At 37.5% G+C, this 15,160-nt stretch carries 16 protein-coding genes; 11 read left to right on the forward strand and 5 right to left on the reverse strand.

What is annotated here, in order from left to right:
• Nucleotide 1: 1 nt before the first annotated feature.
• Nucleotides 2–448, reverse strand: a complete 447-nt coding sequence (locus QFZ31_RS26940) for a Dps family protein (RefSeq protein ID WP_307309033.1) — start codon at nucleotides 446–448, stop codon at nucleotides 2–4.
• 189 nt (nucleotides 449–637) lie between these two features.
• On the opposite strand from QFZ31_RS26940, the gene speD reads away from it, so the two are divergent.
• Both speD and QFZ31_RS26950 read left to right on the forward strand, forming a co-directional pair.
• The gene (gene speD, locus QFZ31_RS26945; RefSeq protein ID WP_307309038.1) at nucleotides 638–1,444 is read left to right on the forward strand and encodes an adenosylmethionine decarboxylase; all 807 of its coding nucleotides are present in this window, start codon (nucleotides 638–640) and stop codon (nucleotides 1,442–1,444) included.
• Nucleotides 1,445–1,583: 139 nt separating this feature from the next.
• Nucleotides 1,584–2,309, forward strand: a complete 726-nt coding sequence (locus tag QFZ31_RS26950; RefSeq protein WP_307309040.1) for an AAA family ATPase — start codon at nucleotides 1,584–1,586, stop codon at nucleotides 2,307–2,309.
• A 39-nt stretch (nucleotides 2,310–2,348) separates the two neighbouring features.
• Here QFZ31_RS26950 and QFZ31_RS26955 read toward each other — a convergent pair whose 3' ends face one another.
• Nucleotides 2,349–3,683: an amino acid permease gene (locus QFZ31_RS26955; protein WP_307309041.1), complete on the reverse strand. Its 1,335-nt coding sequence runs from the start codon at nucleotides 3,681–3,683 to the stop codon at nucleotides 2,349–2,351.
• A 176-nt stretch (nucleotides 3,684–3,859) separates the two neighbouring features.
• Entirely contained in the window at nucleotides 3,860–4,081 is a 222-nt protein-coding gene (locus QFZ31_RS26960; RefSeq protein WP_063252171.1) for a DeoR family transcriptional regulator, read from the reverse strand.
• A 418-nt stretch (nucleotides 4,082–4,499) separates the two neighbouring features.
• Here QFZ31_RS26960 and pepV point away from each other — a divergent pair, with 418 nt between their 5' ends.
• The 6 genes from pepV to QFZ31_RS26990 all read left to right on the forward strand — a co-directional run bounded on the left by pepV (nucleotide 4,500) and on the right by QFZ31_RS26990 (nucleotide 11,592).
• Nucleotides 4,500–5,915, forward strand: coding sequence for a dipeptidase PepV (gene pepV / locus QFZ31_RS26965; RefSeq protein WP_307309043.1), 1,416 nt, complete (start codon nucleotides 4,500–4,502; stop codon nucleotides 5,913–5,915).
• Between the two features lie 27 nt (nucleotides 5,916–5,942).
• Complete coding sequence (gene dat / locus QFZ31_RS26970) at nucleotides 5,943–6,812, forward strand: D-amino-acid transaminase (RefSeq protein ID WP_307309046.1); 870 nt, start codon at nucleotides 5,943–5,945, stop codon at nucleotides 6,810–6,812.
• A 113-nt stretch (nucleotides 6,813–6,925) separates the two neighbouring features.
• Nucleotides 6,926–7,492, forward strand: coding sequence for an RNA 2',3'-cyclic phosphodiesterase (thpR, locus tag QFZ31_RS26975; RefSeq protein ID WP_307309048.1), 567 nt, complete (start codon nucleotides 6,926–6,928; stop codon nucleotides 7,490–7,492).
• Nucleotides 7,493–7,523: 31 nt separating this feature from the next.
• The gene (locus QFZ31_RS26980; RefSeq protein WP_307309050.1) at nucleotides 7,524–8,507 is read left to right on the forward strand and encodes a diacylglycerol/lipid kinase family protein; all 984 of its coding nucleotides are present in this window, start codon (nucleotides 7,524–7,526) and stop codon (nucleotides 8,505–8,507) included.
• Complete coding sequence (pulA, locus tag QFZ31_RS26985) at nucleotides 8,494–10,641, forward strand: type I pullulanase (RefSeq protein WP_307309051.1); 2,148 nt, start codon at nucleotides 8,494–8,496, stop codon at nucleotides 10,639–10,641. The genes QFZ31_RS26980 and pulA overlap by 14 nt, the downstream gene beginning before the upstream one ends.
• Nucleotides 10,642–10,818: 177 nt before the next feature.
• On the forward strand, nucleotides 10,819–11,592 hold the full coding sequence (locus QFZ31_RS26990) for a phosphotransferase family protein (RefSeq protein WP_179601725.1): 774 nt from the start codon (nucleotides 10,819–10,821) through the stop codon (nucleotides 11,590–11,592).
• On the opposite strand, the gene QFZ31_RS26995 is transcribed toward QFZ31_RS26990, so the two are convergent.
• Complete coding sequence (locus QFZ31_RS26995) at nucleotides 11,593–11,871, reverse strand: YtzH-like family protein (RefSeq protein ID WP_179601727.1); 279 nt, start codon at nucleotides 11,869–11,871, stop codon at nucleotides 11,593–11,595. It abuts the gene before it with no gap.
• 133 nt (nucleotides 11,872–12,004) lie between these two features.
• Here QFZ31_RS26995 and trmB point away from each other — a divergent pair, with 133 nt between their 5' ends.
• Together trmB and QFZ31_RS27005 are read left to right on the forward strand one after the other, a co-directional pair.
• Nucleotides 12,005–12,646 (forward strand): tRNA (guanosine(46)-N7)-methyltransferase TrmB, encoded by a 642-nt coding sequence (gene trmB, locus QFZ31_RS27000; protein WP_307309054.1) that lies wholly within the window; start codon nucleotides 12,005–12,007, stop codon nucleotides 12,644–12,646.
• A 78-nt stretch (nucleotides 12,647–12,724) separates the two neighbouring features.
• A complete protein-coding gene (locus QFZ31_RS27005; protein ID WP_307309056.1) occupies nucleotides 12,725–13,564 on the forward strand; it encodes a YtnP family quorum-quenching lactonase in 840 nt (279 codons plus the stop codon).
• Nucleotides 13,565–13,612: 48 nt separating this feature from the next.
• Here QFZ31_RS27005 and QFZ31_RS27010 read toward each other — a convergent pair whose 3' ends face one another.
• Complete coding sequence (locus tag QFZ31_RS27010; protein ID WP_306076250.1) at nucleotides 13,613–13,939, reverse strand: PepSY domain-containing protein; 327 nt, start codon at nucleotides 13,937–13,939, stop codon at nucleotides 13,613–13,615.
• A gap of 147 nt (nucleotides 13,940–14,086) precedes the next feature.
• On the opposite strand from QFZ31_RS27010, the gene QFZ31_RS27015 reads away from it, so the two are divergent.
• The gene (locus QFZ31_RS27015) at nucleotides 14,087–15,160 is read left to right on the forward strand and encodes a M42 family metallopeptidase (protein WP_307309059.1); all 1,074 of its coding nucleotides are present in this window, start codon (nucleotides 14,087–14,089) and stop codon (nucleotides 15,158–15,160) included.

Genomic DNA, 15,160 nt, shown 5'->3' on the forward strand with positions numbered 1-15,160 from the left:
CTTATGCTTGTAGGAAGGATGTTAACATCCAATTGTGTTTACTAAGTTTTTCGATTAATTCTGTGAACATGTCACTAGTTACCTCGTCATTGTTCTGTTCGGCAACCACCTTACCTTCCTTTAACTCAGAGATAAGCTGGGAGAAATCATGAACAACATTTTGTACCATTTCTTCTGCCGTCTGGCTCTCAGCAGTTTCTTCAATAGAGGCAAATTGGATGTATTCCTTTAAGGTTGAAATTGGCTTTCCACCTGCAATTAATAACCGTTCAGCTAATTCATCGATTGTTCCTGCTGCCTCTTCATATAATTCCTCGAATTTCGCATGTAAAGTGAAAAAGTGTGGTCCTTTAACATACCAGTGGAAGCGATGAAGTTTTGTATATAATACATTCCAGTTTGCGAGTTGTTGATTCATTACTTGTTCTAATGTCAATGTTTGTGTCATTGTTTCATACCTCCTAATTTCTTATCTGTTTTAATTATAACACATATTAATTAAAAGTAAATATTAAATTATAATAATTATAAATAAGGTTAGTTCGATAAATGTAAGTAACAATTTATTAAAATGGGTAATCTAAAAATATTTACTACAGAATCCCACGTTTTGAAAATACAAAAGGGGGAAGGTCACATGAAACTGACACCTAAAGAAACCATTGAATTACATGGTTTTAATAATTTGACCAAATCATTAAGCTTTAATATGTACGATATTTGTTACACACGATCGAGAGAAGAGCGTGAGGCATATTTAAAGTATATTGATGAACAATATAGTGCAGAAAGATTACAAAAAATCCTAACGCATGTATCTGATATTATTGGAGCACATGTATTGAATGTAGCGAGCCAGGATTTTGAACCAGCTGGTGCGAGTGTTACACTGCTTGTCTCAGAGGGGCCGGTTGAAAATGCGCCGTCAGAGCATTTTGAAGAGTCGCCTGGACCGCTGCCAGAATCGGTGGTAATGCAGTTAGATAAAAGCCATATCACGGTTCATACATACCCTGAATATCATCCAGATGAAGGGATTAGTACCTTTAGGGCAGATATCGACGTTTCGACCTGTGGGGAGATTTCTCCGCTTAAAGCGCTGCATTATCTGATTCGTTCTTTCGAAACAGACGTCATGACAATAGATTATCGTGTCCGTGGTTTTACAAGAGATAAGGATGGATATAAGTTATTTATTGATCATGAGATCAGTTCGATTCAGAATTATATTCCTGAAGACGTCGGCGACCTATTCGACATGATTGACGTAAATGTGTATCAAGAAAATATTTTCCATACAAAGTGTAAGCTTCGGGAATTTGATTTAAACAACTATTTATTTGGCTATAAAAAAGAAACATTACAACCAGATGAGTTAATTGAAATTACCGAGAGAATAAAGGTTGAGATGGATGAAATTTTTTATGGCAAGAACATCCAATAAATGACGATTTTATTGATCGCTTATATATGTCGAATGGTAGCCAAAAAGAAAGCGCGCAGCTTTACTAAAAAGTAAGGCTGTTTTTTGCGTTGATGGTGTAAAATAGAATTCATAAGATTTTAATAAGTAGGAGAATAGTATGTTCTTAAAAAAAGTGACATTATTAAAAGAAAAGATTCCAACCTTTAACCTCTATCCCTTTTCGATACCAGCAATTAAGAGCTTTGATGAGATTAAAATAGACAGGAACGTCACCTTTTTTGTAGGAGAAAATGGGTCGGGTAAATCTACTTTATTAGAAGCAATAGCGGACAAATGCGGCTTTAATACAGCTGGAGGCGGAAGAAATAATTCTTATGATGTGTATGAAACAGATTCTGAGCTTAGCCAATTCATAAGGCTTTCCTGGATGCCAAAGGTAACAAATGGTTTCTTTTTACGTGCAGAATCATTTTATCATTTTGCTACCCATATTGATGAGGTGGATGAGAACGGGTTTAAAGATTACGGTGGAAAATCATTGTTACAACAATCCCATGGAGAATCATTTTTGTCACTATTTTTAAATCGATTTAATGGGGAAGCCATTTATCTGTTAGATGAACCGGAGGCTGCATTATCTCCTGCAAGGCAATTAACCCTCCTGAAAATCATTCATGACCTCGAAACACAAGGTGATTCCCAGTTTATCATTGCCACTCATTCTCCTATACTATTGGGGTATCCGGATGCAGACATCTATAGCTTCGACAATGGTGAAATTTCAATGATAAACTATGAAGACACAGACCATTACAGCATAACAAAATATTTTTTAGAAAATAGAAAGAGATTTCTTCATGAGCTTTTTAAAGAAGACGAGTAGTAGCTATAGAAAAAGCAGTGATACCCAAAGGAATGGATATCACTGCTTTTTTGCTATGAATGATAGAACTACCAGCATTCCGACTATGATAAGGGAGACGGTCGAACCAATTAAATTGTTTGGAGTTAAAATAAACCCAATAAAGATGAGACTTAACGCTACTACGGCGATGATTGTTGTAAATGGAAACCATTTAACCTGAAAAGAAGGCTTAACCTTATACTGTGGTCTAAGCTTTAAATGGGCAGAACATATCCCAATCCAAACCAGCATAATGGTGAAACCAGGAATAGTCATTAGGTAACTAATAATATTACTAGGATTAATATAAGCTAGGAAAACACCCACTAAAAGACAAAGAGTGGTAATCATAAGCCCGATAATGGGAATCCCATTTTTAGAAGTTTTCATTAACCCTTCAGGAGCCACTCCGCTTTTGGCCATTGAAAATAGCGTTCTCGATGTTGCGTATATCCCAGAATTGGCCGCCGAAAGCACAGCGGTTAATAGAATGAAATTCATTACATGTGCTGCACCTGGCAGTCCCGTAATGTTAAAAACTTGAACGAATGGACTGTCTTGACCAGTAACAGAATTCCAAGGCATAATACCGCAAATAATTAAAATAGGGAAGATATAAAAAATAATAACTCGCCATACTGCACCTTTAATGATACTTGGCATGACACGCTCTGCATCTTTAGTCTCTGTGACCGCTACCCCGATTAACTCAGCTCCGCCGTATGAAAACATAACAACTAAAAATGCACTAAGCATTCCGCCTAAACCATGAGGGAAAAACCCGCCATGCGCAGTGTAGTTTGCTAAAGGTTCCTCAATATCACTAGGCAGAATCCCAAAAATAATGAAAGCACCTAATATGATAAAAGCCACTAAAGCGATTATTTTAATCCCTGCAAACCAAAACTCGAGCTCTCCATAATATTTTACAGGGAATAAGTTGATGGCAATAATTAAGGCTGCACATAACAAACTAAGAAGCCATAACGGCGTAGATGGATACCAAAATTGCAGAAAACTTCCTGCAGCTAATAATTCAACGGTGATGACAATGGTCCAGTTAATCCAATATAACCAGCCCGTAATAAACGACAGCTTAAAACCAAATGCTCGATAAAGAAGCAGCTGTACATTGTGATTGGGGAAAGCAATAGCCATCTCACCTAAAGCAGCCATCACGATAAATAATAATAGCCCCCCAATAAGATAGGTAAAGATAACACTAGGTCCTGCAATATTTAACGTATCGGAACTACCCTTGAAAATTCCTGTACCAATCATGCCCGCTAATGCAATAAACTGAACATGCCTTGGCAGTAATCCTTTTTTTAGTTCATGATGTTTATTTTCCATTTTGTCCTACCTTTATTTATAAAGTTAATACCATCTTGCTTAAACGCTTTTAAGCGCTAAAGTATTATATTAATATATCATAGTATAATAGATATTCAACCTTATTTTAAAAATAAAAGCAACCAAGAACGCGAGAAAATCGCATACCTGGTTGCTTTTTATTGTTTATTCATATATTACGAAGACATTTTTACTTTTTTTTGTGTTGTCGTCCATTTTCCGCGGCTTGGGCTTATTACCAAGTCATTATAGGCTAAAACATTTAAATCTCGTTGTATGGTGCGAGGAGTGATACCAAATTCCTCTACAAGTTCTTGCGTCGTGACTGTGCCTTTGTTACGTATAAACATGTAGATGCATTTGATGCGGTTTAACATCCGGTTAGTTGAAGGTTTCAAAAAACCACTCCCTATCCTTTTTTCAAACCTATGGCTTAATCCCTCTACCGACAGCCTCTTTGATTAGTATGTAATTTTCTTCCCGCAGACAACTCCTTTTATCAATAGATAGTTGCAGTGGATACCCCGATGACTTACATTTATTGTACCCACAAAATCTGAAAATTTCCACCATTAGCGAAATATTTACATAAAAAACATCACTTCGTAACAATAATTGTTCGGTTTTTCTCCTCCCTTTCTTGATTCTTACTATAGTCTATGGGTGTAAATATTAAGTTTATGACAAATTAATAGAATTTTTAGTAAATTTATTGTCTCCCCTATTGCGGAAATTGCTTCGTTTTTTTGGTGAATATTGATAAAATATCTGCATGGATATAAATTACAGATGCAGCTTGTTAGGAGGTCAATACAATTGGCGAAGATTAATTGGAAGGATGAAGTAGAAAAGAGAAAAGATCTTCTAATAAAAGACACACAAAATTTATTACATATTAAGAGTCTGTTAGACGAAGAAAATACATATCCAGATGCACCGCTTGGGCAAGGTGTCAAAGAAGCATTAGATTTCTTGCTGAATCTCGGTGAAGAGGATGGGTTTACTTCGAAGAATGTGGGGAATATAGCTGGACATCTAGAATTTGGAAAAGGCGAGGAGCTGCTAGGAATTCTCTGTCATGTTGATGTGGTTCCAGAAGGTGAAGGCTGGACGAGTGACCCTTTTGCTGCTGAAATACGTGATGGTAAAATATTTGCTCGTGGTGCCATTGATGACAAGGGACCAACCATGGCCGCTTACTACGCAATGAAAATAGTAAAGGATCTCGGGCTTCCTCTAAAGAAGCGTGTCAGGATGATTATTGGAACAGATGAAGAAAGTGACTGGAGATGTGTAGAGCATTACTTTGAACATGAAGAAATGCCCACTCTAGGTTTTGCGCCTGATGCTGACTTTCCTATTATAAATGCGGAAAAAGGTATTGCCGATATGGATATCGTTCAGAGAATACCAGTAGAAGAAGCAGAAAAAGTAAACATTGAGGTTATTAGCTTTACTTCAGGTAAACGGTACAACATGGTTCCCGACCATGCGACAGTAACATTAAACATCACTGGAAACCAAATGGATGTTGTTCAGAGGTTCACCGATTTTATGAAACGACATCAATTGGAACACCATTCACATGTTAAAAACGGTGAATTAACTCTGGAAGTGAAAGGAGTATCCGCACATGGAATGGAGCCCAAAAAGGGAATTAATGCAGGTCTATTTCTAGCAGAATTTCTTTCAAAGTTAGATCTAAATTCTACTGCTTCAGCTTATTTCAAATTTGTTTCTCACTATTTTCATAATGACTCCAGAGGTGTAAACCTTGGTGTAGCCTATTCAGATGATGTTTCAGGAGAATTAACCATTAATCCTGGAAAACTTCTATACACCCGTCAATCCGGTGGAAGCATAGGGTTGACCTGTAGATATCCAGTCACCAACAAAATGGAAGAAACGAAAGAGAAGCTTGTTCAGCTATTATTGGAAAAAGGCTTTTCAATTGAAAAGTTTAAAGATACTAAACCGCATTATGTCGATGAAAATGAATTTTTAATTCAAACCTTGAAAAAAGTTTATGAAGAACATACGAGAGAAAATGCCTATTTAATAGCAATAGGCGGAGGGACATATGCACGTTCATTAAAAAGTGGAGTTGCGTTTGGTCCTTTATTTCCGGGTAGACCGGACATTGCCCACCAAAAAGATGAATATATTGAAATTGATGACTTAGTAAAAGCAACCGCTATTTACGCACAAGCAATTTATGAATTGGCTAAATAACAGGAAATTAAAAAGGGGAATACATGCATGGAATTCGCTTTATTAAATGGCTCCATTATTGAGCGTTCAGAAGCCAAGGTGGATGTGGAGGACCGTGGTTATCAGTTTGGTGATGGTGTGTACGAAGTAATTCGTATCTATAATGGAAAAATGTTTACGGCAACAGAACATCTTAAAAGATTCTTTAAAAGTGCTGAAAGTATAGGGATTTCAATACCGTTTACGGATCTGCAGTTAAAAGAAATTTTACAGGAACTCCTTATTAAAAACAATCTAGAAACAGGAAACATATATATGCAAGTAACGAGGGGAACTGCACCTCGAAATCACTTATTTCCAACTGAAAATGTAGTGCCAACACTTGTAGCATATACGATAAAAGGCGTTAGACCTCTGGATAGTTTGAAATCGGGAGTAAAAGCAATCTTAACGGAAGATATTCGCTGGCTTCGCTGTGATATAAAAAGTTTAAATTTACTTGGTAATCTCTTAGCTAAACAAAAAGCGAGCGAGCAAGGCTGTTTTGAAGCTATTCAGCACCGCGGTCAGGATGTAACAGAAGGCAGTTCCTCTAATATCTTTATTGTCAAAGATGGGACAGTCATTACCCATGAATCGAACCACTTAATATTAAAAGGAATCACAAGAGATGTTATTTTAGATCTCTGTACCAAAAATAATATTCCTGTGCAAGAACGGACATTTACATTGTCTGAAATCGAGAGTGCTGATGAGGTATTCTTATCAAGTACAACAGCCGAAGTAATGCCGGTAATTGAAATTGGCGGCAAGAAAATTAACTCCGGAATTCCTGGACCTCTCACTCGAAAATTGCAGGATTTATTCAAATTAGAAATCGAAAAACAATGTGGAGTCCTTGTTGATAACATTTTGTAAGAATAAGAGCGTGCAGCAGATAAAAATCTGGTGCACGTTTCTTTTTTGTATTACGCACTAAAATACATACATGTTGGAAAAAATAGTCTAAAATAAGAAAAGGAATGATAAATATGAACAAGCAAACACATTTTTTCTTTGCGATAAAAATACCACAAGAAACAAAGCTGATTATGAAAGAGAATAATGAGAAGTTAAAAGAAATTCTCCCCTTTAGCCGATGGGTTCACCATGATGATTTGCATATTACATTGGCTTTTCTCGGAAATGCCCCTTCGGAAAAACTTACGAGTGCGATGGGAAAAGTTCACGGAACATTAAGCGGGTCAAAAGGATTTATATTGGAAATAAACAAGCTCGGAATCTTTGGGAAACTAGATTCTCCACGTATTTTTTGGGCAGATACAAAGGAGAGTAATGATTTACAGATGGTTAGGAAAAAAGTTTTCACGGCATGCTTAGATGCGGGTTTTCAACTTGAAACAAGACCCTTTAAACCTCACATCACCCTTGCGCGTAAATGGGCGGGGGACCAACCTTTTCAAAAAAATCTCCTTCAAATCTGGGATGAACTTCAGCCCGAGCCGCTCTCATTTAAAGTGAGTGAAGTAGTTTTATATCAAACACATCTTGATAAAACACCAAAATACGAGGAAAAAACCATTTACAAATTGGAATAATGGATAAATTTTAACGTAAAAGGTTGGTTGTATGAAACAAATCTACTTTATTATCAATCCAAAAGCGAGAAATGGCTACTGTTTAAATGTTTGGGGAAAAGTTGAGACAAAACTAATGGAGGATAAAATCCCTTACTTTGCTTTCTTTACAGAGTACCCTGGTCATGCAATCAAACTAGCGTCACAAATTGCTGCAAGTAATCATGAGCAAAAAGTCATGATTGCCGTTGGCGGGGACGGAACCATGCACGAAGTCTTAAATGGGATTGTAGAATATAACAATATTACTCTTGGTTTTGTTCCTGGAGGCTCTGGAAATGACTTTTCTAGAGGCTTTGATATCCCCTCAGACCCAGAAGAAGCTTTATCGGTCATTCTTCGGCTGATAAAAAAGGAAGCAGCAATCATTGATATTGGAAAAGTCACAATGAAGGATGATTCTCAAGCTTATTTCATCAATAATATGGGTGCTGGGTTTGATGCATTAATTTCCTATGAGGTAAATCATTCTAAAGTCAAAGCTTGGCTAAATAAACTGTCTTTAGGCAGGCTGGTATACGTGTATTTTTTACTAAAAAAACTATTTTCTTATAATTGCACAACAATTGATTTATCAATTGACGGCAGAAGGCATATACTTGAAAAAACATGGTTTGTAACTGTTTCCAATCAACCCTATTATGGTGGAGGAATGATGATTGCACCTAAGGCGCACCCAGCTGATGGTCTCTTAGATATTACAGTAGTTCATAATTTATCAAAGTTGAAGCTATTATTGGTTTTTATTAGTGTATTTTGGGGTAAGCACATTCAGTTTAAAGAGGTAAAAACCTTTAAGGGACGAATGGTTTCAATTCAATCCTCTTCTTCCTTGTATGTCCATGCGGATGGCGAGAATCTAGGTTACACTCCCTTAAATATCCATATTCAAACAAAAACACTAAAAGTTTTAACGAGGGTGGGAAGTATGCGAGAAACTGATCTGAAAGAGAGGGACTCGAATGAACTCCAATGAACGTATTTTCCTAGCTTATTTAGATGAGATGGACATCATTACGATTCTTCTTCCACTTTCCTATCATCAAGGTTTGTCTTCCACTTTCTCGATCACTGACGAATCACAACGTGTTAGAACTTTGCAAATTATCAAGAAGCAGCAAATTGAAAATCATAATAAATATATTTGTCGGCTTGCTGAGGAAATTTCTTTTGGGCATCCCCATTGGGTAATAGATGAACATGGTGGAAGAACAGATCTTCAAATAGGTGCAGTGATTCGAACACCTGCATTTGATAATCGCTTTTTCTATGATGGAAATGACCTTGGCGTGAAATGCAGTGCTAATCAAACGCAATTTAAACTTTGGGCACCTACCGCCACACAAGTAAAATTAAAATTACGAAATCCAAACAGTTCTTTTTCCGAAATTCTCAAGATGAAACGTGAAGCTAAAGGTGTTTGGTCAATAACGGTTAACGCTGATTTAGAACTTTATCAATATACCTTCCTAATCCTTGTAAACCAAGAGTGGAGAGAATCAGTAGATCCTTATGCTGTTGCTGTCACAGCGAATGGGGAACTCGGAGTTATTGTAAAGCTAGAGAAAACCCGGAGGGAAAAGGTCATGTTACCCCCCTTTGAAAATCCGGTTGACGCGATTATTTACGAAACACATATCAGGGATTTCACCATCCATCCAAATAGCGGTGTTAAACATAAAGGACTCTATTTAGGAGCAAGTGAGCTAAATACAAAAGGGAAAGAAAGTGAGCCAACGGGGCTCTCCTATGTAAAAGATTTAGGAATTACTCATATTGAATTTCTGCCATTCAATGATTTTGCAGGGGTAGATGAAGTGGAACCACATAAAGATTATAACTGGGGATATAACCCGATACACTTTAATGTTCCTGAGGGATCCTATTCCACAAATCCATCCGATCCATATGCCAGAATCATTGAATTGAAGCAATTAATTGATGCGATTCACGAGCAGGGAATAAGAGTGATCATGGATGTAGTTTACAATCATGTCTACATTCGCGAAACTTCTTCCTTTGAGAAAGTCGTTCCAGGTTATTACTTTCGCCATAATGAGCTTGGCTTCCCATCGAATGGTACAGGAGTTGGAAATGATATTGCCTCAGAGAGGAAAATGGTGAGAAAGTTTATCGTTGATTCCATCCGTTTTTGGATGGAGGAATATCATATTGATGGGTTTCGTTTCGACCTAATGGGGATTTTGGATGTTGAAACCATGAAGGAAGTTAGGAAGACATGTGATAGCATTCAAGAGGGAACCCTGATAATCGGAGAAGGCTGGAACCTTAATACCCCGCTTCCCATTGATAAAAAAGCAATTATTCGAAATCAATCAAAGCTTCCTGACATCGGTCAATTTAATGATAAATTTCGCGATACGGTAAAGGGCAGTACTTTTAATTTGTATGATAAAGGGTACGTATTAGGTAATGAGCATTATTATGAAGGCGCTATCGATGTCATTACCGGAAGCATTGGATTCAATCAAGAAGCTGGAGGTCTTTTAACTGAACCATCTCAGTCGGTAAATTATGCTGAATGCCATGACAATCATACGATATGGGATAAACTTACTTCTTGCCTCCCAGATTCAGACCATGCTCTTCATATGAAATATCACCGGCTGGCAACAGGTCTTGTACTATTATCTCAAGGAATTCCTTTTCTGCACAGTGGTCAGGAATTCTTCCGGACAAAACGAGGCGATGGGAATAGTTATAAATCACCAGATCATATTAACCAGCTCGATTGGGATCGAAAACATCTTTATAAGGACAATGTTGACTATATAAAGGGATTGATAAAAATCCGTAAAGAGTTACCTTGTTTTCGAATGAAAAGTGCTGATGAAATCCGAGCAAATACTCTTATTTTACCAATGCCGGCGCCTCTGATTGGAATTTCCTTTCAGATTCAGAGTAATGAAATCAATCAGGTGCTTTTACTCATCAACCCCCTAAGGAAGAAACAATCAATCGATATTCCGGATGGAACCTGGACAGTAATTGCCAATGATAAAATAGCGGAAATTTATTCCAAGCAGAAGGTTCAAGGAACAGAAATGGTACTAGAACCAGTTTGCTTAACCATTTTAGCAAAAAAATAGTTTGTTTAGATATACTTGACTATCAAAGCTAATTGGAGATAAAATTTAGTAAGATGGCTATTGTGTGTTATTGTCCAATAGCTTTTTTTATTTTTCTAAAATATATTTACTTAATTAAACTACTAAATGGAGTTTTGAGACCCATTTGAGAACGGCATAAATTGAAGGTGAACAATTTTGGAACATATATTAGGACAAGAATGGGAGATTGTCCCTGCGGGGGGCGCAACGGGAGAAGCCTTTTATGCTAGCTACGAGGACCAAAGGCTTTTTCTAAAACGCAATTCCTCTCCTTTTCTAGCAGTACTATCTGCAGAAGGAATCGTCCCAAAGCTTGTTTGGACAAAGCGATTGGAAAACGGAGATGTGATTACAGCACAGCAATGGCTGCCTGGACGGGAGTTAAAGCCGCATGATATGAATCATGAACGTGTGGCCAGGATGTTAAGGAAGATTCATCGCTCCGAACCAATGGTAGGGATGTTAAGCAGACTTGAAAAGCAGCCTTTACAGCCAGATGCAATTTTTCAATCTGTTGTCGTTGATTTGGATGAAGAAGTGTTATCTTTACCGGTTGTAAAAAAAACGCTGAATTTTCTCTTAAATGAAGTAGCAAATGTCGTCAGTAATGAGAAGGTCGTTTGTCATGGTGATGTTAACCATAACAACTGGCTGCTTACTGAAGACAACCAGTTGTATTTAATTGACTGGGATGGTGCGATGATCGCAGACCCAGCGATTGATCTTGGGATGCTGCTTTATTGGTACATTCCGGAAGATAATTGGAATAGCTGGTTAGCGATGTATGGAAAACCGTTAACGGAAAACTTAAAACTTAGAATGAAATGGTATGTGGCACTTCAAACACTGTCTTCGATACAATTTTACAAAAACAAAGACCGTATTCAGGAAATGGATAAATGGATTGCTTTTTTAGATGAGCTTTTGTAATCAGGAATAACTGTCTATATTAGATACCCATTGGGATAAGTTACCTTGATTAGAAAGAATATGCTCATCTAGGTCAGCAGTTTGAGCACCATACTGACTGTAATTATATACCTCCTGCAAAATGCTTTTAACATTTTGATCAATCTGTGTGTTCACCATTAGAGATTTTACTAATCGTTCCAATTGTTCACATTCTGAAACAGACCCACAGCAATCGGTTTGATGATTATTTAATATATCTTTTAGTAATGAAACCTGGTCCTGATGATTTAATGGCATGTTGGTACACCCTTTCAAGTGAAAATAAAAAAGAATTCACAGTTAGGTTGTGGATTCTTTTTTTGTTTATACATTAATGGGAACCCCCATTATTACCAATAATAAAAATATTATCTTTTATAGGAGTGGCATAATGAGACTTAGGAATAAACCTTGGGCGAAGGAAATGATTGAGAACCATCCACAATATATTGTTGCGAATCCCGAAAATTATAAAGGAAAGTGGCATGAAGTTTTTCATAATGAACAGCCTCTTCATATAGAAGTCGGTACAGGTAAAGGCCGCTTTGTGACAGAAATGGCCAAGGCTCATCCTGATATTAATTATATAGGTATAGAACTTTACGATTCCGTTATTGTTGCTGCTTTAGATCGATTAATTGAAGCCGATTTACCAAATTTAAGATTACTCAATGTCAATGCCAGTGAATTAAATAAATATTTTGAAAAAAATGATGTGGATAGAGTGTATCTTAATTTCTCCGACCCATGGCCAAAGACCCGCCATGAAAAAAGAAGGCTGACCTATAAGGACTTCTTGAAGCTTTACGAAAACATAATGGTTGATAAAGGAGAAATCCATTTTAAAACCGATAATCAAGGCTTATTTGAATATTCATTGAAAAGTTTTTCCGAGTATGGGTTATTATTAACTTTCCTTAGCCTTGACCTTCATAAAAGTGATTTTGAAGGAAATATCATGACAGAGTATGAACAAAAGTTCTCCGAAGCGGGTAATCGAATTTACCGTTGTGAAGTAAAATATCAAAACTAATCATCGGACAGTCTATTCAAAAGACTGTCCTTTTTGAATATGGTAAAATATGAATAATCAATCAAAGGGGGGCAGGGCATGGAGACTTTACTAATTGGCAGAGTTAAGCTTACGTGGTTATCAGGTGGTGTTACAAACCTAGATGGCGGCGCTATGTTTGGTGTTGTTCCTAAGGCTTTATGGTCGAAGAGGTATCCGCCAAATGACAAAAATCTGATTGAACTTCCTACAGATCCAATCTTAATCCAAATGGATGGCAAGAATATTTTAGTAGAAGCAGGACTTGGAAAGGGAAAATTATCGGAAAAACAACTTCGGAATTTTGGTGTTACAGCTGAATCGGACGTAGAGAGTTCATTACAACAGTTAGGGTTAACTCCAGAGGATATTGATTATGTATTAATGACTCATTTGCACAATGATCACGTTGGCGGACTGACAAAGTTGGAAGATGGGGTTTATAAATCAGTCTTTCCTAATGCTAAGATCATTACCACAACTATTGAATGGGATGAAATGAGAAACCCAAATATACGATCAAAAAGTACATACTGGAAAGAAAATTGGGAACCCATCCAAGCGCAAGTGATTCCATTTGATGAAAAATGGAGTTTAGGGGCTATTAGCATGTATCATACTTGCGGTCACAGTAATGGACATTCGATCCTTGTTATTGAGGATGAAGGCGAGATGGCTATCCACATGGCAGACTTAATGCCAACGCATGCTCATAAGAACCCATTATGGGTCATGGCCTATGACGATTATCCAATGGACTCTATCGCTGCGAAAGAGAAATGGAGTACCTATGCTGCCGATAAAGATGTATGGTTTACTTTTTACCATGATGCCTTTTATCGCGCTGTAAAATGGGGAACTGACGGTGATATTCTAAACAGTATAAAGAGGGTTAAATAAGGTGACGATATAAAAAGCCGTACCTCTTGGGATACGGCTTCTGTCTTTTTAAAGGGCAGGCTCTGTTGTGGACTTTACATCTAGAAGGGTTCCTGTCGACGCGTCGGCAATGAATTCGAACTGTTCATTAACTCCATTTTGACTTTTAGAAATTCCACCCTTATAAACTTGATAGGTAATTTGGTGCTTCTCAAAAGGCTCTGTTACCATATGTATCCAAGAGCCGCTAATCGGTCCATTTTGGTTAAATTGTTTTTTTACGTTTTCCAAAACTTTTTCAGGGGAAACATATGTTTTTTGTGAAATGATTTCCTTTACTGCATAGCCGCTGATTACACCAACTGCTGCACCAAGGAAAAATGATTTCCAGTTCATAAGGCACCTCCAAAATTTCAATTTGCTTTATTTCCAGTATATCTCATTTATTAGCAAGAACATAATAAATCCTTGGTAAGAGGACATAAATTTCAGTAATATAAAAATATACATATTTAATTACATACTATTAAGGGGGAAAATACGTTGAATGAGCAAACATTAAATTTATTCAAAACTTTAACAGAACTCCCAGGAGCACCTGGAAATGAGCATTTAGTTAGAAACTTCATGAAAGAGCAATTATCTCAATATGCAGATGAAATAATCCAGGACAAATTAGGCAGTATTTTCGGAGTCAAAAAAGGTAGTCAAAATGGACCAAGAATTATGGTTGCCGGTCATATGGACGAAGTTGGTTTTATGGTAACGGCGATTACGGATAATGGCATGCTTAGGTTTCAACCGCTAGGAGGCTGGTGGAGTCAGGTCCTATTGGCTCAGCGTGTTCAGGTCATGACCAATAATGGACCAGTTATTGGTGTCGTAGGATCAATTCCTCCTCATCTATTGGATGAGGCTAAACGAAACAAACCAATGGAAATGAAAAATATGCTAATCGATATTGGTGCAGACGATCGTGAGGACGCAGAACGAATTGGAATTAGACCGGGCCAGGCAATCCTGCCGATTTGTCCATTTACACCAATGGCGAACGAAAAGAAAATACTTGCAAAGGCTTGGGATAACCGCTATGGATGTGGGCTTGCGATCGAATTGCTTCAAGAGCTAAAAGATGAAACCTTGCCTAATACTCTCTATTCAGGTGCAACAGTCCAAGAGGAAGTAGGCCTGCGCGGCGCACAAACAGCTGCTAATATGATTAATCCAGATATCTTTTTTGCGTTAGACGCGAGTCCAGCGAACGATATGTCAGGAAGTAAATCAGAATTCGGTCAATTAGGAAAGGGAGCGCTCCTCCGGATTCTAGATAAATCAATGGTGACACACCGCGGAATGAGAGAGTTTATTCTTGATACCGCAGAAACAAATAAAATTCCTTATCAATATTTTGTTTCACAGGGCGGTACGGATGCAGGACGTGTTCACCAATCCAATGAAGGTGTCCCAAGCGGCGTAATCGGTATTTGTTCTCGCTACATTCATACACATGCTTCTATCATCCATATCGATGATTACGCAGCTGCCAAAGAACTAATCGTAAAGCTAGTTAAAGCTTGTGACCAAACAACAGTAGACACCATCAAAGCTAACAGCTAA

Source organism: Neobacillus niacini, from assembly GCF_030817595.1.
GTDB classification, from domain to species: Bacteria; Bacillota; Bacilli; order Bacillales; family Cytobacillaceae; genus Neobacillus; species Neobacillus niacini_G.

Bases quoted from the DNA above. Each gene is read 5' to 3' on its own strand.
- QFZ31_RS27010 (WP_306076250.1), bottom strand. From the start codon at position 13,939: ATGAACTGGAAATCATTTTTCCTTGGTGCAGCAGTTGGTGTAATCAGC.
- QFZ31_RS26940 (WP_307309033.1), bottom strand. From the start codon at position 448: ATGACACAAACATTGACATTAGAACAAGTAATGAATCAACAACTCGCA.
- QFZ31_RS26980 (WP_307309050.1), top strand. From the start codon at position 7,524: ATGAAACAAATCTACTTTATTATCAATCCAAAAGCGAGAAATGGCTAC.
- thpR (WP_307309048.1), top strand. From the start codon at position 6,926: ATGAACAAGCAAACACATTTTTTCTTTGCGATAAAAATACCACAAGAA.
- QFZ31_RS26955 (WP_307309041.1), bottom strand. From the start codon at position 3,683: ATGGAAAATAAACATCATGAACTAAAAAAAGGATTACTGCCAAGGCAT.
- QFZ31_RS27005 (WP_307309056.1), top strand. From the start codon at position 12,725: ATGGAGACTTTACTAATTGGCAGAGTTAAGCTTACGTGGTTATCAGGT.
- dat (WP_307309046.1), top strand. From the start codon at position 5,943: ATGGAATTCGCTTTATTAAATGGCTCCATTATTGAGCGTTCAGAAGCC.
- trmB (WP_307309054.1), top strand. From the start codon at position 12,005: ATGAGACTTAGGAATAAACCTTGGGCGAAGGAAATGATTGAGAACCAT.
- speD (WP_307309038.1), top strand. From the start codon at position 638: ATGAAACTGACACCTAAAGAAACCATTGAATTACATGGTTTTAATAAT.
- pulA (WP_307309051.1), top strand. From the start codon at position 8,494: ATGAACTCCAATGAACGTATTTTCCTAGCTTATTTAGATGAGATGGAC.
- QFZ31_RS26995 (WP_179601727.1), bottom strand. From the start codon at position 11,871: ATGCCATTAAATCATCAGGACCAGGTTTCATTACTAAAAGATATATTA.
- QFZ31_RS26950 (WP_307309040.1), top strand. From the start codon at position 1,584: ATGTTCTTAAAAAAAGTGACATTATTAAAAGAAAAGATTCCAACCTTT.